This window comes from Patescibacteria group bacterium, from assembly GCA_041664365.1.
GTDB lineage: Bacteria > Patescibacteriota > Patescibacteriia > UM-FILTER-42-10 > UM-FILTER-42-10 > JAHJEX01.
In genome coordinates, this window is the sequence record JBAYKW010000002.1 from 1 (window position 1) to 19,586 (window position 19,586).

17 protein-coding genes and 1 tRNA gene are annotated in these 19,586 nt (G+C 48.3%); 17 read left to right on the top strand and 1 reads right to left on the bottom strand.

Annotation, left to right across the window (positions count from 1 at the left end):
• The first annotated feature begins 739 nt into the window (after positions 1–739).
• The 5 genes from WCW66_02065 to WCW66_02085 all read left to right on the top strand — a co-directional run bounded on the left by WCW66_02065 (position 740) and on the right by WCW66_02085 (position 4,973).
• Entirely contained in the window at positions 740–1,210 is a 471-nt protein-coding gene (locus WCW66_02065) for a hypothetical protein (GenBank protein ID MFA6391528.1), read from the top strand.
• Between the two features lie 416 nt (positions 1,211–1,626).
• Entirely contained in the window at positions 1,627–2,106 is a 480-nt protein-coding gene (locus WCW66_02070) for a hypothetical protein (protein MFA6391529.1), read from the top strand.
• Positions 2,107–2,315: 209 nt separating this feature from the next.
• Positions 2,316–2,894 (top strand): hypothetical protein, encoded by a 579-nt coding sequence (locus WCW66_02075; protein ID MFA6391530.1) that lies wholly within the window; start codon positions 2,316–2,318, stop codon positions 2,892–2,894.
• Between the two features lie 156 nt (positions 2,895–3,050).
• Complete coding sequence (locus WCW66_02080; GenBank protein ID MFA6391531.1) at positions 3,051–4,721, top strand: cation:proton antiporter; 1,671 nt, start codon at positions 3,051–3,053, stop codon at positions 4,719–4,721.
• A gap of 176 nt (positions 4,722–4,897) precedes the next feature.
• Positions 4,898–4,973 (top strand) — tRNA-Asn (locus WCW66_02085).
• A 516-nt stretch (positions 4,974–5,489) separates the two neighbouring features.
• On the opposite strand, the gene WCW66_02090 is transcribed toward WCW66_02085, so the two are convergent.
• The gene (locus WCW66_02090; protein ID MFA6391532.1) at positions 5,490–5,984 is read right to left on the bottom strand and encodes a hypothetical protein; all 495 of its coding nucleotides are present in this window, start codon (positions 5,982–5,984) and stop codon (positions 5,490–5,492) included.
• A gap of 1,744 nt (positions 5,985–7,728) precedes the next feature.
• Here WCW66_02090 and WCW66_02095 point away from each other — a divergent pair.
• The 12 genes from WCW66_02095 to WCW66_02150 all read left to right on the top strand — a co-directional run bounded on the left by WCW66_02095 (position 7,729) and on the right by WCW66_02150 (position 19,564).
• Positions 7,729–8,364 carry a hypothetical protein gene (locus WCW66_02095; protein ID MFA6391533.1) on the top strand — a complete coding sequence of 212 codons (636 nt, stop codon included), beginning with the start codon at positions 7,729–7,731 and terminating at the stop codon, positions 8,362–8,364.
• 115 nt (positions 8,365–8,479) lie between these two features.
• On the top strand, positions 8,480–9,016 hold the full coding sequence (locus WCW66_02100) for a hypothetical protein (GenBank protein ID MFA6391534.1): 537 nt from the start codon (positions 8,480–8,482) through the stop codon (positions 9,014–9,016).
• 18 nt (positions 9,017–9,034) lie between these two features.
• Entirely contained in the window at positions 9,035–9,661 is a 627-nt protein-coding gene (locus WCW66_02105) for a thermonuclease family protein (GenBank protein MFA6391535.1), read from the top strand.
• Between the two features lie 50 nt (positions 9,662–9,711).
• On the top strand, positions 9,712–10,386 hold the full coding sequence (locus WCW66_02110; GenBank protein ID MFA6391536.1) for a type II secretion system protein: 675 nt from the start codon (positions 9,712–9,714) through the stop codon (positions 10,384–10,386).
• 32 nt (positions 10,387–10,418) lie between these two features.
• The gene (locus WCW66_02115; GenBank protein MFA6391537.1) at positions 10,419–10,916 is read left to right on the top strand and encodes a hypothetical protein; all 498 of its coding nucleotides are present in this window, start codon (positions 10,419–10,421) and stop codon (positions 10,914–10,916) included.
• Between the two features lie 996 nt (positions 10,917–11,912).
• A complete protein-coding gene (locus WCW66_02120; GenBank protein MFA6391538.1) occupies positions 11,913–12,248 on the top strand; it encodes a hypothetical protein in 336 nt (111 codons plus the stop codon).
• Positions 12,249–12,382: 134 nt separating this feature from the next.
• Entirely contained in the window at positions 12,383–13,612 is a 1,230-nt protein-coding gene (locus WCW66_02125; GenBank protein ID MFA6391539.1) for a sugar phosphate nucleotidyltransferase, read from the top strand.
• Positions 13,613–14,199: 587 nt separating this feature from the next.
• A complete protein-coding gene (locus tag WCW66_02130; GenBank protein MFA6391540.1) occupies positions 14,200–14,523 on the top strand; it encodes a YerC/YecD family TrpR-related protein in 324 nt (107 codons plus the stop codon).
• Positions 14,524–14,668: 145 nt separating this feature from the next.
• Positions 14,669–15,745, top strand: coding sequence for a radical SAM protein (locus tag WCW66_02135; protein MFA6391541.1), 1,077 nt, complete (start codon positions 14,669–14,671; stop codon positions 15,743–15,745).
• Between the two features lie 71 nt (positions 15,746–15,816).
• Positions 15,817–16,272 carry a hypothetical protein gene (locus WCW66_02140; protein ID MFA6391542.1) on the top strand — a complete coding sequence of 152 codons (456 nt, stop codon included), beginning with the start codon at positions 15,817–15,819 and terminating at the stop codon, positions 16,270–16,272.
• 17 nt (positions 16,273–16,289) lie between these two features.
• Positions 16,290–17,693, top strand: coding sequence for an adenylosuccinate lyase (gene purB / locus WCW66_02145; protein MFA6391543.1), 1,404 nt, complete (start codon positions 16,290–16,292; stop codon positions 17,691–17,693).
• 353 nt (positions 17,694–18,046) lie between these two features.
• Positions 18,047–19,564 (top strand): glycosyl hydrolase, encoded by a 1,518-nt coding sequence (locus WCW66_02150; protein MFA6391544.1) that lies wholly within the window; start codon positions 18,047–18,049, stop codon positions 19,562–19,564.
• Positions 19,565–19,586: the final 22 nt, after the last annotated feature.

Here is a 19,586-nt window from a genome sequence, read left to right on the forward strand (position 1 = left end):
ACCGAGAAATACATCAAGGCATCACGCAGCCTCCGAAAGTAATTTCGGAGTGAACATCCTAGGATAACGGTGAAAGCTACGTTTCTTCCGATCGGAGATATGCCAATACCGTGGGAATTCCTGCGCATTATGGTGCAGGGAGCCCGTAGAGACTAGATACTGGGATACCCTTTTTTAAACAAAGGGTAATGATATAGTCCGCGCCCCGTGGAAACAGGGGGATTAGCGTAACCGGTAGGTTGTCGGTTCGAGCCCGACTCCAGGAGCCAATAGAAAGACAGTAAGTAAAAACTTGCTGTTTTTCTATACATTTATTTTTAAACAAAATTCGGGCGAGAAGTTTATCCTGAACGAAGTCGAAGGAAGCCCCCGCCCGCCATCGGTTCGCCTCCGGCTGAGCGGGCAGGCGACCTGCCCCGTAAGAAATCTTTGATTTCTGTCGGGGCTCTAGGAGCTGCGAGATGCGACAAGTTTAAAGCTCGTCTTTTCCTTTCTTCTGTTTTACCTATTATTGACAGTGCCATTAATCCATGATAAATTCATTTACCTTTCGTTTTGCACTTTAATATGCTATTTGAGACACACACAGTAGTCATAGCCAAAAGTGACCAAGGGTCATTCTGAGCGAAGCCCCACTTAGCGGGGTGAAGTCGAAGGAGTCCAATTGGTTATTACTGGCTATGACTACTATGGTAGTAGTCCGCTAGCAGTGACCTGAAACAGGTGAAAGGATGACGCCATGTCGAAGGATATTCCCGAAACCATGTCCCACGTTCTGAAGCGTCTCCCCTTCAACCCCGAACAGTTCCCAGGCAAGGGCTGGAAGATCAACAACGAACAGGTCGGTGTACGTGTCGGCGACAGTCTCGACGCCAGCCGGATCGTCGGGAAGGACTACCTCCGCGAAGGAGAACTCTTTCTCAACGGAGAAGAACGTCTGCGCCGTATCAGGAACGCGCCGGACATTCAGCTGGATGCCTCCGACTTCCTCGCCCTGTGGCAGGAAGAGGGGCATATCACGCTCAGGTTGTTGTACGCGACCCGGGGCGTATCCTGGCTGTCCTTCTGGGGTACCATTTTGTGTGACTCTAGTGGCGACCATTACGTCCTCTATCTCTGTCGGAGCCATGACGGTTCGTGGTATCGGCGCTACCGGCTGATCTACGGTGGCAGTTGGTTTGCCAGCGATCCCGCAGGTGTGCTCGCGTAGAAGTTCTTTCTTGCTAACCACGCCCCCGTCTTCGCAATGTACGAATGATGGGTGCGGGGTTTTTTATTTGCTGGGAGATTCGACAAGTTTAAAACTCGTCTTTTTCTATTATCATAAAATTTTATCAGTACAATTGGTATTGACCCTGTTAGAGAAATTCTCTAACTGGGTTGACAAAATCATCATCCAGTGCTAGGGTAATTTGTTATCTTAGCACCTTACTAATTTAGCAATGAGAGCTATGTAAAGTGGTCATAGCCAAAAGGTACCCAAGTATTTGTCATGCCGAACTTGTTTCGGCATCTCCAACTTACCTCAAAATAATTGGAGATCCTGAAATGAATTCAGGATGACCTATTGTATACTTTCTGGCTATGACTACTATAGTAGTAGTCCACTAGCAAATGTCTCGAAACATGAGAAAGGATGATGCCGTGTCGAAAGACGTGTCCCCGTCTCATTTGCTGAAGCGTCTCCCCTTCAACCCCGAACAGTTTCTGGGCAAGGGCTGGAAGATCGATGAGCAGGTCGGCAGACGTACCGGAGATAACCTAGACGCCGGCAGGATTGTCGGCAAGGACTACCTCCGCAGATGGGAGTACAATATCTCCGGTGAGCAATGCCTCCGCCGTATCAAGGCCAAATCGGATGTCCAGCTCGACGCCGATGATTTTCTCGCCCTCTGGCAGGAAAACGGCCACGTGACTTTGAAGTGGCTGTACGGCACGAAGGGAATAACCTTCCTGTCGTTCTGGGGCACTATCCTGCGGTACCCGTTCGGCGACCGTTTCGTCCTCTGCCTCGATCGGTTCGGGAACGGTTCCTGGAACTGTGACTACTACTGGGTCGACTGTGGCAGTTGGGGCACCAGTCGTCCCTCGTCCGTGCTCGCGTAGAAGTTCTTTCTTGCTAACCACGCCCCCGTCTTCGTAATTCACGAATGATGGGTGCGGGGTTTTTTATTTCCAGAGACTGCATTGTTGGAATCGTGGATTATTGACCCCGTTAGAGAAATTCTCTAAACGGGGTTGACAAAAGTCTGAAAAAGCACTAAGAATGTAGTGGCTTTGCCCGGGTTCAGACACCCTTATACGGGGAGGTGACAATGTCACGCCACTTTGACCGGATCATGTTAACCTTGGTAACCGGCATCGTTCTGCTTGCCATCTTCTGGGGGATCTATGCCCTGATCGGCGACGTACCGAAGATTTCCTGGATACGCTGGCACCGTGAGGTCGGTATCAGTTTGCCGGCGTTGGGCATGGAGTCACGGGGCTGGGACATACTGTTCCTCCCGCTGATATTTGCCGCGTGCGTGTTTGAGCTTTCTCGGACTCATCAGAGGGGAAGGGAGAACAAAATTCCCTTTCTGTTCGCGGATTTGCTGATCACGATGGTGTTCGGTCTGCTGTTCACGCTGGTTATCGGACCGTACTTGGCGCTCATGTTTGGCGCGACCATTGGTATGTTCACGCCCATCCTGGTTGGTCTTGAATTCGGCCGCAACTGCCTGAAGGGTTTTGCGCTCGGGACCAGTCTGGGGGTCGGAATCTATACCGGCGGAATCGTCGGTGACGTCATGCTGGTGGCGACCGGCATCATTATTGTGGCATACACGTTCATTACCAACTACCTGGTCTACTGGTGGACCAATCTGCGCAATTCGCCTGCTCACTCGAAGTGATAGTGGTGAGCGCCCAAGGGACTTTTCGAAACACAACGATCGGCCCCTTTTTATTTTTAAATAATTTGGTGTTTAATGGACATTATCAGCAAAATATTTTAAAATATAATCAGCTGTTGAAATATCAAAATAAAAATATAAGTAAAATAAAATCTCATGGATAATCTGTTTATACAAATCAGTTCTCTGCTGGCTATTACAGTCAGCATTGCTTTTATCGTCAAGCTCCTGCGCCAACCTCTGATTATAGCTTATATTTTTGCCGGCGTTCTCTGCGGTCCATTTATTCTGAATCTTTTGCACGGCGACCATGAAATGTACGAAATGTTCGCGCAGTTCGGGATGGTCCTGCTTCTTTTTATTATTGGTTTGAACCTGAATCTGCGCCATTTGAAATCGATCGGCCGTGTTTCTATGATTACCGGTTTTGGTCAAGTTATTTTTACTGCCGGAATCGGGATTGTAATATTGCTGGCAATCAATACTCAGATAATTCCGGCACTGTATTTGGCGATAGCTATCACTTTTTCCAGCACGATTATCATTATGAAACTCCTGTCCGATAAAAAAGATACGGACACGATTTACGGTCGTTATACAATCGGGCTGATGCTGGTCCAAGATATAATCGCTGTTTTGCTGATCATAATTTTAGGTATGATGAGCGGGAACCACGGGAACGGATGGGATGCTATTTTTCTGCTGATTGCGAAACTTTTATTTGTTTCGGCCGTTTTGTATCTGGTCAGTAAATATCTTTTGCCAAAAGTTCTGGATAAAATAGCCGGATCAAGCGAATTACTTTTCCTTTTTACATTGGCGTGGTGTTTTGGCATGGCTAGTATACTGTATCTGATCGGATTCTCTTTGGAGATTGGCGCTATTATTTCCGGCATCGCGCTCAGTTCCTCACCCTATCAGTTGGAAATCGGTAGCCGGATCAAACCGCTCCGAGATTTTTTCCTGATTGTTTTCTTTATTGTACTGGGTAGTGAAATGGGTATTCATTCGGTTGGAGAAATAGTGATACCGGCGATTATACTTTCATTGTTCATTTTAATCGGTAATCCGCTGATACTTTATATTATTTTCCGGTCTTTAAAATTCACCCGGCGCAACAGTTTCTTGTCCGGATTAACATCGGCGCAAGTCAGTGAATTCGGTTTTGTATTATTATTTGCCGGCCGGCAATTCGGACATATCGATGGAAATGAAATCGCTGTATTTACCGCAGTGGCAATTATCACAATTTTTATTTCTTCCTATTTGATTTCGTACAACGAGCAAATATACCGCTATCTGCTTCCAGTTTTTCGCTTATTCGGTCCGGACAAGCGAAATCAGATTGAACGGGTTGAAGTAAAATATGATGCCTGGATTATCGGCTATCACCGGATCGGGATGAGGGTAGCGGAAACACTCAATACTCTTAAAAAAAGTTTTTCCGTCATTGATTTTGACCCGGAAGCTGTAGAAAGGTTGCGAAAGGATAAAATTCCATTTTATTTTGGTGATGTTGCAGATGTTGAGTTTCTGGAGAACCTACCGATTGCCAGCAGTAAAATAGTTATTATGACAATCCCGGCGGTTGATGACCAGGTTAATTTTATTAAATTCATTCGTAAACATAACAGTAAAATTCTAGTTATTGGCAATGCCTACCACCGTCCGGATGCCAAAGTATTATACGAACACGGCGCTAATTTCGTGATGATGCCGCATCTGGTGGGCGGTCAATGGATTGCCAAAATATTACTGAATCAGCGATGGGATAAAAAGACTTTATCCAAACTGAAAACTGAACAGGAAAAATTCTTGACCATGTAATTTAGTATTTGACAATATTTTCAGTTCAGTTAAACTAGCAACATGAAACAGACTATTCTACAGTTGAATAATAATAACAACCCGCTTCTTTCGGTGTGACTTTTGTTTGTTTCATAAAATTAAATGTCCCGCCGATAAGCGGGATTTTTTGAATATGAAGGGACATTAAATCTTATTCTAGGGTAGTTCAGCTGGTAGAACGCTCCGCTGTTAACGGAGAGGTCGGGGGTTCGAGCCCCTCCCCTAGAGCCATAAAAATTGTATCACCGACAAGGTGGTACTATTTTTATTGTATGGAGGGGCGAGAAGGGCGCGAGAGAAAGCGAGCTGGCGTAGCTTTCGGTGCGTAGCGCCCAGGAACCCGAGTCGGAGCGAGGGCGAGCCCCTCCCCTAGAGCCAAAATATTTATGAAAAGAATTAGTAATACAAAAGCACCTTGTTTTTATTAGTGTGGATTCGAACGGGCAGAAGCAAGACAATCCGGAGCAAAGCGAAGGAGTAGTCGAGCGTCGACAAATGCGAGCTTGCGTAGCATTTGGCGCTGCCCAGGACAACGACCCTGAGTTGAGCAGAGCGAAACGAAAAAAAAGGGGGGGGTGGAAATCCCTCCCCTAGAGCCATTTGTTTGATAGGAGTTAGGGAATAGGATTTAGGTGATAGGGAAGAGGGTTTAAGGATTAGGGAAATTCCAGATAAAAAAAATGAGAGTTGGTCAGACTCTCGTTTCTTCCCTGTGAGAGGAAGATTTTGTGACCGGTTAAATTGTGATCAGTCGCGCTCAGGAAGATCGTCTTCCAGAGTCAGGTCGCAGATGATCGGGATACCCCGACAGTAGCCGACCAGGCCTCCGGACAGATCGTTCCTGCTGTACTTCCCGTCGCGCTTGCCTGCCTCGGTCTCGAGCCACTCGTTGTGCGTCATGTTCTGCATGACGGCGACCTCGTTCCGGGACATGCGAATCTCAGACTCGCCGTCCTGGACCAGCTTGTGGCACCAGTTGACGATGGCCCGGCAGCACTTCAGGCGATACGCCTCGTCCTCGTCACTGTAGGCCAGCTTGCCTCCGTACTCGCCGTCGTGGCAGTGCACCCGGTAGATCTCGCCGGTCTGGGCATCCTGGTAGTACTGGTACCACCTGATGCCGTAGCAACCGCCAATGGCGTCGTTGGAAGGGCGGACGCCGTAGGTGCTCATGTCACCGGTATCGGCCGGGATGTCGAAGATGCTGGCGTAGCGGCGGGAGGGGATGTGGATGGTGGACATGGCTGTTCCTCCTGGAGTCGGTTCGCACCGAGTCCCAGAAGGAGTGAATCTCACCTCATCGGTCGGTACGTGTGTCGTGTTAGCGACGACATTGTCGGAACTTCCACCGCATAGCGACTACTCCTTTCATTAAGAAGCGACTGCTCTTCTGCCGGGTGATATGAATCCGGCAGACCATTACTCATATCACATCTAATGCAAAATGTCAATACTTAAGGTGAAAAACAGAATTATTATTCTATTGTACGGGTCTTGTTTTATAGGGGTTGGGGAATAGGATTTAGGTGATAGGGAATAGGATTTAGGAATTAGGGTGAGAATAAATAAAAAAAGGCCGCGTTGCTTGATGGCAAGGGCCTATTAGTTGCTATGAAAGCCTCTTCTCTGGAAGGGCTTCATCTTGAGCCCGCAGTGGTCGCAGATGACCACTTGGACCGGACCCTGAGGGGACCGCAGAGATACCGCAGGAGGTGTGAAGCGCCGGCACTGTCTGCAGTATTCTTCCCAGCTGGACATCATCGGCAGCTGACGATACTCCTCAGTGGTAATCTGGAACTTCGGCGGTTCCAGCGCCTGTTGGGGTAGCTCGTAGATCCTGTGCGCAAGACAGCACTGGGTGAGTCGGCGCAGTTCGCGCTTCTTCGCCTCAGCCGTCAGACCGAGTCGGTTCAGCTTGATCGCCATTCGACGGCGATACCTGCTGTAGCTGGGTGAGATGCGATGTTTACGCTTTCGCATGGCACCTACCTTCCCCATGAGAGACTGAAAGAGCGGAGTGGTCTATTAGAATATATGTGAATCAACTGGAAGTCAAGTATTAATTCACATTATTTTTGGCTAAGATTTGGGTATATTGACACCGCTCTTCATTTGATTTAAGCTGGTTTTCTGACCTGTCATGACCTTGGCATTGAAAACAGGGGGGTGTAATCGTGTACAAAGCCGATTTGAAAGTGCGGGGGAAATGGCTGACGGTTCATTTCAGCGTAGACAGGCAGGGGCGAAGTCGCTACTGTCGCAAGTGTGGCTACTTTTCTAACGAGGGGGGCGCCGTCAGAATTACGGAAATCGTACAGAACGGCGTGGACGTCTGGTCCCATAATCCGGCCTGGGCCGGAGCGCAGTCGCGTCTGGACAAACTGTTCGGGCTTGATCTTTGTGTCGACCATCTTGATGAGGAGGCGAATCGGCGCAACATCACTCTCGACTAGAGGAGGTGCGATCGTGAAAGCTAGATTGAAAATGAGGGGGGAGTGGCTGACGGTTCTTTTCGATGTTAACCAGCTGGGGCGAAGCTTCAAATGTCACAAGGACGGCTTCTATCCTAACCAAACCGGCGCTGTCACAATCTACGACATCTTACGGGATGGCGTGGACATTGTGCCCAATAGTCCGATCTGGACTGGAGCACAGTCGCGTCTGGACAAGTTGTTTATGCCTGACCTTTGTTTCCATCATCTTGATGAGGAAGCGAAGCGACGCAACATTACTCTCGACCACAACCTCGGTGATCGCCCGTGGCTCAACACATTTTAAACAGTACCTCTGAGACCAACACAGGTCTCTTTTTTTAGAATAAAAATGCACTTTTTGAATCAATCAAAGGTCTTTGGCATTGACTTGTACAAATATTGGTGTTATAAGAACATACTGCTCCTTACATCTTTGCCTAGTACATCCTGGGAGCAGTGCGCAGTGAATCCGCATGGATAGATTCACGGAGGAATCAACGGGGAGAGGGATAATGAGCAAGGACAAGCGTCGTGCCAAAGGACGGCCGACCAGCGTCTGCATGCAGGAACTGTTCAAAGTGAAATTCAAAGGACACGAAAGGAGCGATGTCGTTCAGCAGGATGTCAGGTTCTGGCTCAGTTTCCTGGCAGATCACGTGAGTGTTCCGAGAAGGAACCGACTCACAACGGTTGATTTGCTCGCGAACTTCGAAGCGGGTGTCATCACTAGCCCGTATTATGTGTATCTGATCCGGGCTGCTCTGGCGCACTCCTATCAAGTTCTGGAAGTCAACGAGCTTCAGAACTCGGTCAAACAACTGGGGATGCACATCCTTGAGGATCGAGATGTTGTCACGCTCCGCAGCGCGGCCAAACAGCTCAACATGAAGCCGTACCAGCTGGTCCGGATTTTGAACGGTCATAAGCCGGCCGATCAAGAACTGGATGTAGCCATTCATGACCTGGTCCAACGTGTCGGGGCGGAAAAAGACGCTCTGATCAACAGATCAGTCAATGTCGATACGGTCGACTACCTGGATTGGGATCCGGAGAACGGTGATTTCTATCCGGATGATCCGGATATTGGTCCTGAGAATGAAGGGGATGAGTCCGATCTGGACGACGAAGATCCGGACGACGAGTCCTAGATTTGCACATTCTCGCCTCGCCTCAGTTTGAGACCGGGGCTTTTTTTATTGCTGAAATTGGTATTTCCTGTGAATGTTTGCTAGACTGGAGTTGCTAATTATTTATTATAATCAAATGGGATCTGAAGACATAAATTATCCAAATGCGCGGGAGGAAGGAGTTACGCCAGAAATCGAGATGGCACGTGAAATGGGTTTATTGGAGCCATATGATGAAACACTGGAATGGCTTCAGTCGAAGGCTGCAATTGGTTTAAGTAGAAATGACGACATGCCTCAACCGGATAAAACTCAAACTCCGGCACAGGAATCAAGCGCTGCAAAAGTCCGTCCCTACGAAGCTGATCCCGGAACTGAAATACAGGAAATGATTATGGAGCGCAAAGACATTTTGCAGGAATGTGGAGAAATTGAAAAAAGAATTGCGCAAAGTTTGTTTGGTACAACTCTGGAAAATTTGCCGGTAACACCCAGTCGGATCGCTATCGCGCATATTGGCGAGTTGATTCAGGTTTTGGAAAAAATTGATCCCAAAGTGGAGACTGTTGCAGAGGTACGCAAAAGAGTGACCAGACTGCTGGAACTGGCACGACTTCTCAAAAGTTATATGCTGGATGTTGAAGAAGAAACGCGCCATTTTACAGAGAGGTAATAGGAAAACTTTAAGTTAATGGATTTGAATCGTTTATTTTCTGGAAAAACAGTAGAACGAATTTTCAAAAAAAATCCTCTGCTGTTTTTGGTTGTAATTATTATTCTAGTTGCATCAGGCGGAATAAGATTATTGGATAATAATCAGCCGGAAAATACTAATATTAATGTTGGAGAAGAAACTGAATTTATTGATCCGGCAATTTATGAAAGAGGGGATGAATTTAAGGCGATAATTGATCGGGTTGTTGATGGTGACACGATTGCATTATCGGACAATACCAAAGTGCGGGTTCTGGGGATTGATACGCCGGAAACAAAAGATCCCAGAAAACCAGTCCAGTGTTTTGGGCAGGAAGCTGCAGATAAGATGCAACAACTGGTGTTAGGCAGGGAGGTCACTTTTATATCAGACAATACTCAATCTAATCGGGACGAATACGACAGACTGCTTCGGTATCTTTATCTTGGCGGTGAAGATGTCGGCGCACTATTAGTAAAAGAAGGTTACGCATACGCTTATCTTGCGTACCCAACAATTAAAACTGATGAATATAAAATTCTGGAAAACAATGCCAGAGAAAAAGGACTGGGGTTATGGTCCAGTGAAACATGTAACGGGTTGTCAGATCTAGCAGATAATTAATATTTATAGAGCAAATAGCCGGTTTAAGGGTTTTGTATTATAATAAATATATGCTTAAAAAAGGGAAAACAGGTTTCACGTTAATCGAATTATTGGTAGTAATATCAATAATGGGTATTCTATCCACAATTGCGGTTGTTTCGTACAGAAACGGCAAGTTGGATGCGCGCGACGAACAGCGCACCGTGACATTATCACAGTTTCGGGCGGCATTGGAGGATTATTATGATGAATATGATGCTTATGTTTGTGGAGACTCACCGGACGCATGGTCCGCAAATGGTAATTATTTCACAGTGGAAAGTTCCGGCTCCCCGGGGTTTATAAATGGCTGGCCAAGAATTAATGAATCTGGAAGTGAAGTCCCCGGTGATGGGTGTAAATATCACAATCAAATGTCTGGTATTTCACCACCTGAACTTGATGGTTATCCCATAGCTAGTGATGATGAAGACGGGCTAGCTGATAATAATTATCTGATTTCCAGCGCACCGCTTGATCCCATAAATGACGACACACATTTATACTGGTATGCTGCTCCGATTCATGGAAGGGATGAGTTTGTTCTATGGGCTACACTGGAAGATGACCCAGAAATGATGCAAAATGATGGCGGGGAATGTGATAAAAAATATGAGGTATCTAGTAGCGGGTGGTTTACCAAATATCCCGGTGCAGTCAGTGCTATGGTTGGTTATGTAGCTTGGGCAGGACCTTGTGATTAATATTATTAATTTAATAATTAATGAAGAGAGATATGAAGAAAATTTCATTAATCGCGATCATGCTACTGGCGGTAGCAGTTGTCGCCGGTGCCGGGTGCGCCAAGAAGGTATCGGAAAACACGGCGGAAAATGCAATCGAAAAATCAGTAGGGGGTGACGCGGATGTTGATATTGACGATGATTCTGCCAGAATAAATGTTAATGGCAGTTCTATGGCTTGGGGAGAAAATGTTTCTTTGCCGGATAATTTTCCATCAGATGTTTACGTTACGGAAGGGGATCTAAAATCAGCAATGGAAACAGCTGATGAAGCATTTTCGGTTACCGTTGAATCCACTAAATCATTAACAGCGGTGCGGAGTGAATATGAAACAGAACTGGCTAATGACGGATGGGATGTCAATTCGACATACGCCATTGAAGGCAGTGTTACGCTAGGGGGAGAGAAAGATGATCGGATGATTATTCTCAGTATTTCGGAAAGCGAAGGTAAGACGATGGTGATTATTACAACCACAAAGAATCAATAGAAATTAGAAAAAGTTAAGGGGCGGGTAATACCGCCTCTTTTTGTTTGTGCTGTTTTGTCATCGGCTTGACAAAATACATGATTGATGATATAAAGTTTAGCTGAAATAAAACAAATATTGAAACAGCACATTAGGTAATATGCCTTGAGTGATCCTGCGAATTCTTCGCGGATCGGAACTGATAGAGGGATCGAAAGTGCAAGGAGGGTTCCAATGTCAAGGGATCGGGCGCCCGAACCTACGGTGTTCAACGTCGTTGTGGTAGAGCGCACTCCCGAGGGTTGGTGTTCCGTCTGCGGAGCCAATTTCAAGGATGGCGCGACCATGTGTCACTCCGGACACTCGACCGGGGAAGTCTACCACAAACCCAAGAACGAACGGCATCCGCCCATTCGTCTGATCCGTGCCGACGCGAACGGTACCCGGTGCCTGCTCTGCGGTGGTCATGTCAACGATGCCGGCGTCTGTGCTGTTCTGCAGCACCAGATGGGGAAATACTATCCCGCTACCCGCGAACACGCCCCCTCGCTCATCCCGTAACCTCGCAACGCCTGAAGCCATTCCGGCTTTGGCAATCACCGTTCTCCACATGGAGGGATTGAATGTCCGAGCAATTGTTTGAACTTGTCACTGTGGAGCGTACTCCGGATGGAAGGTGTTCCGTCTGCGGATCGTCTCTCAAAGAGGGAGTCAGGGAGGGGGAGACAGAGTGTCTCCTCGGTCATGTGATCGGCGGGATCTACCGCCGGCCGAAGTACGGCTACGGAGCTCCGCTCACCCGAATGGTGGTCGCCGGAGCGAACGGCAACGTGTGTCTCCTGTGTGGAGGGCAGGTCGACGAGACCGGCATCTGTGGCAGTGGACTCGGTCACGTGATGGGACAGATGTACGTCATGAGCCGTGCGAACACCCCCTCGCTCTTCACCTAGATCACCCTCAACCAGCTCTCGCCATTCCGGCCTGAGCACGGACTCACCTTCGTCGGAGGCAAAGCAAATGCCGACTTCGCAGTGGCTCGAACAAGTGATCGACAGCGTCGCGCATACTGTCGCGGCGCGAGTGTTCGATCCGCACGACGTCCCGCTTCTGGGACCGATTGCCGTACAGATCCACCATGTGGACGGCAATATCGTCACCGGGACGATCTGCTCCGCCGAGGAGCACGCGCCGGACATCGAGACGACCGGATCGCGTTTCACGACCGATGCGGAGCTCAAAGAGATCCGCATGGCTGTGTACTTCCTGGTGGTCCAGGGTGAATCCTTCGTCACCAAGACTCGCGATGGGTCCATCCTATGGACCATCGGTCTCCCCGTTCCTTCGGAAGACTAGTCCCCGCCAATACATCTTTTATGGATTGAGGCGGTTTTTTTATTCCATTGACATTTATAAATATTCTGGTACAATCGTTGCTCGCCCGTTCACACTCACTTTGTCCAAGACACGGAGGTAATTGTATGTACCATATGGTCGACACCAGCAAAGTAATCGGCGTTATTCTTGCCGGTGGCGAAGGGGAGCGTGCCTATCCACTCACCCGTTTCCGGGCGAAGCCAGCCATTCCGATCGGAGGTGTGTTCCGTCTCGCAGATGTGATGATCTCGAACTTCCTGAACAGCGACATCCGCAAGCTATACCTGATTGTGCAGAAGCGTCCGCACTCTCTGATGGTACACCTGGAGGGGTTCGTGGATGCCGTCGCTTCGATGCGTGGGCAGTTCATCCGGTGCCTGCCACCGCCCAAGGAGCAGGATCGCTTCTACGCTTCGGACCTCGATTCCCTGCGTCATCATTCGCTGATCTGGCAGAATGATGATTCTGAGCTCGTGGTTCTGGCGATGGGTGATCAGGTGGCGAAGATTGATCTGCGTCAAGCGATTATCCGTTTCAAAGAGACGGATGCTGATGTGGTGATGGTCTACAACCGGGTGACAACCCAGCAAGCAGCCGGGCGACTGGGCGTGATCACCTGTGATGGTGATCTGGTGACCGGTATGGAAGAGAAGCCGGAAGTTCCGGAAGAGATTCCGGGTGATCCGGGTTACTGCCGGGGCAACGTCGCGCTGTACGTCTTCAAGAAAGACCTTTTCACTGCAATGCTGACCAAGGCCAGTCGCCGGTGGGATCCCGCTCTGACGCTGAGCAAGATCGGTGTTCCCTGGTTGGTCCGGCATGCGCGAGTTGTGACCTACGATCTGGGTGACAACACCATCGCCGGGATGCATCCCTGCGAGCGCGCGACGTTCTTCGAAGTCGGAACGCCGGACGACTACTTCGACACGCAGATGGCGTTTTGCATGCGCGAACCGCCGTTCAACTTTTACAACCCCGCGTGGCCGGTCTGGACCGCCCTGCGCTATCCGCTCATTCCGGCCAAAGTGGACCGGGTGAAGATGGAGGAAGTACTCCTCGCTCCGAACGTCGTCGTTCAGGATAACACGGAGATCACCCGCTCGGTTGTGAGCTACGGCGCGGTCGTCGGCAGTGGTAGTGTTCTGCAGAATGTCGTCATTCTGGACGGTGCGGTCGTCGGCAAGGGTTGTCAGATTACCAATACGGTAATCGAGAAGGGGATCGTCGTGCCGGATGGTACAATAATCGGTCCTGATCGGATCCCCGACGACAAGTCCATCGTTCTTTCACAGAAGGGGAGGCTGTTCCTTCCCAAGTTCTTCGAGTTCAAGCGGCCGTCATAATCAAATGGCGGTTTTTTTATTCATAAAAAATTTTATTGTGGATAACTGTAATATTTATTAATAATTGATGATAAAAAAACTGTAATCTTAGCAGGTTTGACCGGTTTTTTAAAATATGGTAATATTGAATCCAACAAGAGCTGAGTTAGTTATTTGAAAAGAGAATATCGGGAAAGGAAACCGTGGTCTTTGGGGAGCGATCTTTGCCTTCATTGATTTGAAGTCAAAGACTGCCCCCCAACCACCCAACCTCCTTCATGAGTCGGAACATCACATGTTCCACACCCCCCGCCTTCCCCCCCCACCCCCCAACCCCGCCCTCCTCACCCCTCCTGCCTTCACTCTTCCTCTCTTCCTCCTACCCTCTCCTCGCTCCTTCTCTACTCATCCCACCATCCATTCTCTTTTCACCCATCTCATTTCAGATGAAATAGCTATTTTTTTTCAGCTCTTTTGTCGTATATGGAGAAAACAATCATTTCAGTCAGTTTAAACCCTATTAGTGCAATGCTTGACATCTCCTATAAATATGATATATTGACCTGTGCGCTTTGCTTTAGCCTAATAAAGCATGAATTTAAATGGAAATGAACAAAAAGAACAGCAAGAAAACTGAAGAATTATACCAGGCCATGCTTTCCTTAAAAAACACCAAGGAAGCCGTGGATTTTTTTCGTGATTTGCTGACGGAAAAAGAAATTATTGAATTAGGCAACCGCTGGCGTGCCGCTCGGATGCTCAATCAGAATATTCCATACAGCAAGATCATTGAAGATACCGGACTGAGCTCAACTACAATTGCCCGGACTTCAAAATGGTTGAAAAAAAGCAAAGGTGGTTTTAGACTTATTCTCCAAAGAATTAATACCCATCGACACAACTCTTCCGTTCCTGAGAAAGGGTTGTTTTGATATAGCAGAAAATATATAAAGCCAGCCCCTTCTCACGGAGAGAAGGGGCTTTTGATTTATCGAAAGCCTTCAGCTTGAGAGACTTTTGATTTCCCAAAAGTTAAAGCTTAAGCTGAATTGTTCATTCACAGTTCGGAGGTTTGTCATGAAGACGTACCGACCCTGCGCCGGCGCGATTCCCGAGTCGATTGATACCCGCTACCAGGAGGCGCTGCAGACCAAAGGACTTCGGTATGGCATTATCGAAGTCACCACCCGTTGTCAGTGTGCCTGTCCGGGGTGCTATATGGTGCGCCGCAATTTCTTGAACAAAAAGGAGATGTCCCTGTCAGATGCAATCCGGATTCTGGATTTGTGCCGTGATTACCGCGGCGCGGAACTGGAAACGATGGACCTCTTAGGCGGGGAGCCGCTGTTGTGGCCGCACCTGCAGGAGTTCATTGAGGAGCTGCTGCGCCGCGGGATTCTGCCTTGGGTTTTCACCAACATGCTGGCGATCACGCCCGAGCTCGCGCGGTGGTTGCATGAGCACAAGGTGCATGTTACCGGCAAGCTGAACATCGATCCTTCCGATCCCGCGCAGTATCCGCTGCAGGCGGAGATGCTGGGTCGGGGGATGAATGTGGTGCGGCAACTGCTTTCCGCGATCCGGATTTTTCAGGCGGCCGGGTATGAGGACCCACTGTTCCGTTTGCAGAACCTGATCCGCAAACAGAACCTGGAATTTGTGCCGGGTTACTACAGTTGGTGCCTTGCACAGAAGATCGGCACGGATCTGGAACTGATGGGTTCCGGCGAGCCGATCGGTCCTGACTACTGGCGGATTGCCCCTAACCCTAAACAGCTGGCGGGTATGATCCGCAAGATCCAGGCGGTCCGCAAGGAATTCGGCCTGGCGGAAGCCGAGGTACTGATGCCGCACGTGTTCGGCTCCTGTCCTTTCTACGACAAGGGTCTTTACTTCGCGGCGGACGGGCACATCCGCGCCTGCTCCAACTCTACGGTCCAGCTTTCACAAACCGCCGATCCGGATCCGATCCGGAAAGCCTATGAGTCACCGCTGATCTGTAGCCGTCTAATGCTTTCGCAGAGTGCGGTTGGGGAACCCTGTGGCAGCTGCAGTAAGTGGGACAAGTGCCGTGGCGGATGCCGGGCGACGGTGGAAGGTACCGGCGATCCTTTCGGCGGGTACCCGCTATGCCCGGTGCCTTTTCTGGACTGACCTTGTGACAAAAGGTTGGGGCGGAGATTAATTTCTTCGCTCCAACCGCTTTATTTTTTAAATTTAAAGATATGAGAAAAGATATTCTAAAAATTGCCAATATTAAATTCAAAGAACTGTCAAAAAAGTACGACGGATTTATCAATGTGGTTATTGATGATTGGCGGGGTTTTCGTTTTGTTTTTGACACGGAAGATGTCCGCAAATGTAAAAACGACTGCCAGAATTGCCCGTTATTTAAATTACTAAAAGATGAAAAATCAGGATTATTCTCCACAGGATTATACCGGGCAACTAAAGAAGATAAATTACTTTTCGGTCCGCAAAATTTTTTAAACTGTAAAACCATTATGCAATATCAAACATGCTATTTGAATTTTTTACAGCAATGCCGGTCGGAGGCTGAAATTAAGCAGGAATTAGCATTGGTTAAATCAATGAAATTAATTTATTCCAAAGGAAATATTAAAAAAACGGAAGATTTGTTTAAAAAAGAAATATTGTCCAAATATCTTGATTTTTTATAGGGTATTTGTTAAGGTAAATGACCGTTTTAGCTGTTCACTTTAGGCACGAGGAGGTATACATCGTGATCATCAAGCGTTACGCACTGCTTCCGATGCGAGAACTTTGGCTCCGGGAAGAGAGCAAGTTCGAGCACTGGCTGGATGTTGAGCTAGCGGTTCTGCGCGCACGCGAACATTTGGGGATGGCACCTAAAGGTGCGTATATGAGCGTCCTCAAGCATGCTGCGTTCACTGTGGACAGGATCGCGGAGATCGAGGCGGAAGTGGATCACGACCTGATCGCTTTCGTCACCAACGTCCGCGAGTCGCTCGAAGCGGCCGGTATCGGCCATTTGTGTTCGGAAATCCATAAGGAGATTACGAGCTACGACGTGGAGGATCCGGCGCTGATTCTGATGCTCCGCAAGGCGGTCCATCTGGACATCAACGCGCTGAGATCGCTGGAACAGTCCTTACGGAGGAAGGCGCAGGAACACCAGTGGACCTGGATGATCATGCGCACGCACGGACAGTTCGCCGAACCTTCCACCTTCGGCCATCTTCTGCTGGTGTTTGCCGAAGAAATCCGGCGATGCATCGTCAAGCTCGAGACTCCGATGAACACTGATCTGTCCGAGGGGAAGATCTCCGGCGCGGTCGGCAGTTTCGCCGGCATTAGGCCAGCCGTGGAGCAGATTGCGCTGGAAGTGCTGGGTTTGATGCCTGCCAAGGCGGAAACCCAGATCCTACAGCGTGACCGTCACGCTGCGCTACTCTGCACGTTGGCAGTCTGCGGAGGAGTGATCGAGCAGATCGCAAAGACCTTCTGGGTGATGATGCGCAGCGAGGTGCGCGAACTCCGTGAACCGCGCAAGCCGAAGCAGAAGGGTTCCTCGGCGATGCCGGGCAAGCGCAATCCGATCCTGACGGAACGGCTCATGGGCATGTCCCGTCTGCTCCGTGCGGATGCAATGTGTGCGCTGGAGAACATCGCCACTTTCGAGGGACGGGAAATCTCCCAGTCCAGTGTGGAACGCCACATCTTCGCGCGGTCAACGACGCTCGTTCACTACATGGCCATTAAGCTGGCCGGAATGGTGGACAGTCTCGAAGTTTTTCCGGAGCAGATGCTTCATAACCTGAAGGAGGAGTCACTCGGAGTGTGGGCCGGACAGCGGGTCCGTCATGCACTGGAGGAGGCGGGGACTCACCACGAAGTGGCCTACCGCTACATTCAGGCGTGTTCGTTCCAGGCCGAGGCCGAACGGACGCATCTGCGAGACGTACTGCGCAGAACGTTGATTTGGGATGTTGTGGAAGACAGCGATGACGATCGTAGCGCCGAGGATCGGCTGGGTCGGAATGGTCTCAGGGCATGCTTCGACCACGAAGCCTATGCCACGGCCGGCATCGAACACATCTTCTCCCGCCAGACGGCGTAGTTTGCACATTTCTTGGGTTCCGGGATCTGATCACAGATCTTAATGGGCCCTTTTTTATTTGGTTGAGTTGAGGGGATAGGGTTTTCCGCCTGAGGCGGATCAGCCTTGGGCTGAAGGGGATAGGGGTTAGGGGATAGGGTTTGGAAACTAGCAATTGGTAATCTCTAATTCTAAACTCTTTATTCTTAAAATAGGCTAAAGCTTTTTTCTACAACCAAACGTGTAACGTCGCTTATTTTCAGCCGATAAATATAAACGAGTATTGTATCGTTCCGTGTTTTATTTTATTAGGATTTTTTGGCTAATTATAAGTAGACTTTTTAATCTTCAAGAAAGGTGTATAATATAAATCCATGAAAAAAATTGTTTTCATTATTCTAATTTTAAATTTTCTGATTACACCGCTCTTAGCCAGTGCGGCTGATCCCTGGGTGGCGACCAATGACCGGATCGGACTGAATGTCCACTGGGCATTGGGTGGTTTTGGCAAGGATGATTTATACCAACTGCGTTTGCATCAGAGCAGAACAACCTGGGTGCGAGAGCATTTTTATACTGAAGTGTTTATGGGGGAAAATCCTGAGGCTTGGTTTGAGCGTTACGACCTAATTCTGGAAAAATATCATCGGGAAGGGATAAAAGTTCTGGGCATGCTGGCATACAATGTTAAACACGGGGATTTTTACCAGCCCGACCTTGCAGTGTGGGAAGAATTTGTCCGGACAGTTGTGAACCGCTACAAAGACAGGGTAGATGCGTGGGAAATCTGGAATGAACCAGATTCGCCGACTTACCTTACCCCGCATAACCCGGAAACCTACGGACCAATTTTAGAAACTGCTTATCGAACCATCAAAAATATTGACACCGAAGAGTTAGTCTTGACCGGCGGTTTGAGTTGGTTCAACTGGTATTTTGCCGAAAGACTTTTTAAAGATTATGGAGACTACTTTGATCGTTTAGCAGTTCATGGCTATTACTGCGAAAACCGGGATAATTCGAAAATGATGTCCGATCTGGCAGCGCTCAGAAGCGTGGTGGGTAAATACCGGCCGGGTGAGCAGATTTGGATTACTGAGCTTGGCTGTTCCACCGGATCAATCGGAATCACTGAACAGGATCAGGTTGAATATTTGGATAATGCCACTAAAGAATTATTAGAAACCACTTTTGTTGATAAAATTTTTCTTTATAATATCCGTAACCGGGAAATTGGTGATTTATATGAAGACAGCTTCGGACTTTTAGGTTTGGATATGCAGCCGAGGCTTGCCTGGTCGTGGTATCGCTCGCTTCCTTTCGGCCCGTATGATCAGAAAAGGATCTCTTTCAAACGGGAACAGAAGCGCGCTACCGAATTAAAAACTGTTTTGGAAAAATTTTTTGGTAAAGATAAAATTCCGGTTACACAAGAAAACTGGAACAAGTTGGTTAATGCACATATTTATGGCGGTTATCCGGTGATTGCCATAGTCCAGTCATTGCGTTTTGGTGGAAAAACGGTTCATCCGGAAATAAGTTATGACGATTGGAAAAAAAGTAAAACTTATAAAAAATATATCAAAAAGGATTTAGTGAACGGACGATTTGTCTTTGCATATGGTATGGCACGATTGCCAATCGAAACCGAACAGCAGAAGGCAACAGAATTGAAACAAAAACTTCAGACTCAATTTGGTTTGGAGAATTTAAGAATTAATGACGCGAACTGGGTAAAACTGTTTAACGCTTATGCTTACGGCGGGTATCCGGTGGAAGCAATCGCGCGTGCAGTGATTTATGGCGGTAAGACAGTGCACACAACTATTCCATGGAAATTCTGGAAAGAACGGTCTGAGTATTTGGAATATATGCAAAAACCGGTAAAATAACGCAATAAAAAAAGGGGGTTTT

What these genes read in the sequence shown, in the direction of transcription:
- WCW66_02065 (MFA6391528.1), top strand. Translation starts at nt 740, where the DNA reads ATGTCGAAGGATATTCCCGAAACCATGTCCCACGTTCTGAAGCGTCTC.
- WCW66_02070 (MFA6391529.1), top strand. Translation starts at nt 1,627, where the DNA reads ATGAGAAAGGATGATGCCGTGTCGAAAGACGTGTCCCCGTCTCATTTG.
- WCW66_02075 (MFA6391530.1), top strand. Translation starts at nt 2,316, where the DNA reads ATGTCACGCCACTTTGACCGGATCATGTTAACCTTGGTAACCGGCATC.
- WCW66_02080 (MFA6391531.1), top strand. Translation starts at nt 3,051, where the DNA reads ATGGATAATCTGTTTATACAAATCAGTTCTCTGCTGGCTATTACAGTC.
- WCW66_02090 (MFA6391532.1), bottom strand. Translation starts at nt 5,984, where the DNA reads ATGTCCACCATCCACATCCCCTCCCGCCGCTACGCCAGCATCTTCGAC.
- WCW66_02095 (MFA6391533.1), top strand. Translation starts at nt 7,729, where the DNA reads ATGAGCAAGGACAAGCGTCGTGCCAAAGGACGGCCGACCAGCGTCTGC.
- WCW66_02100 (MFA6391534.1), top strand. Translation starts at nt 8,480, where the DNA reads ATGGGATCTGAAGACATAAATTATCCAAATGCGCGGGAGGAAGGAGTT.
- WCW66_02105 (MFA6391535.1), top strand. Translation starts at nt 9,035, where the DNA reads ATGGATTTGAATCGTTTATTTTCTGGAAAAACAGTAGAACGAATTTTC.
- WCW66_02110 (MFA6391536.1), top strand. Translation starts at nt 9,712, where the DNA reads ATGCTTAAAAAAGGGAAAACAGGTTTCACGTTAATCGAATTATTGGTA.
- WCW66_02115 (MFA6391537.1), top strand. Translation starts at nt 10,419, where the DNA reads ATGAAGAAAATTTCATTAATCGCGATCATGCTACTGGCGGTAGCAGTT.
- WCW66_02120 (MFA6391538.1), top strand. Translation starts at nt 11,913, where the DNA reads ATGCCGACTTCGCAGTGGCTCGAACAAGTGATCGACAGCGTCGCGCAT.
- WCW66_02125 (MFA6391539.1), top strand. Translation starts at nt 12,383, where the DNA reads ATGGTCGACACCAGCAAAGTAATCGGCGTTATTCTTGCCGGTGGCGAA.
- WCW66_02130 (MFA6391540.1), top strand. Translation starts at nt 14,200, where the DNA reads ATGAACAAAAAGAACAGCAAGAAAACTGAAGAATTATACCAGGCCATG.
- WCW66_02135 (MFA6391541.1), top strand. Translation starts at nt 14,669, where the DNA reads ATGAAGACGTACCGACCCTGCGCCGGCGCGATTCCCGAGTCGATTGAT.
- WCW66_02140 (MFA6391542.1), top strand. Translation starts at nt 15,817, where the DNA reads ATGAGAAAAGATATTCTAAAAATTGCCAATATTAAATTCAAAGAACTG.
- purB (MFA6391543.1), top strand. Translation starts at nt 16,290, where the DNA reads ATGACCGTTTTAGCTGTTCACTTTAGGCACGAGGAGGTATACATCGTG.
- WCW66_02150 (MFA6391544.1), top strand. Translation starts at nt 18,047, where the DNA reads ATGAAAAAAATTGTTTTCATTATTCTAATTTTAAATTTTCTGATTACA.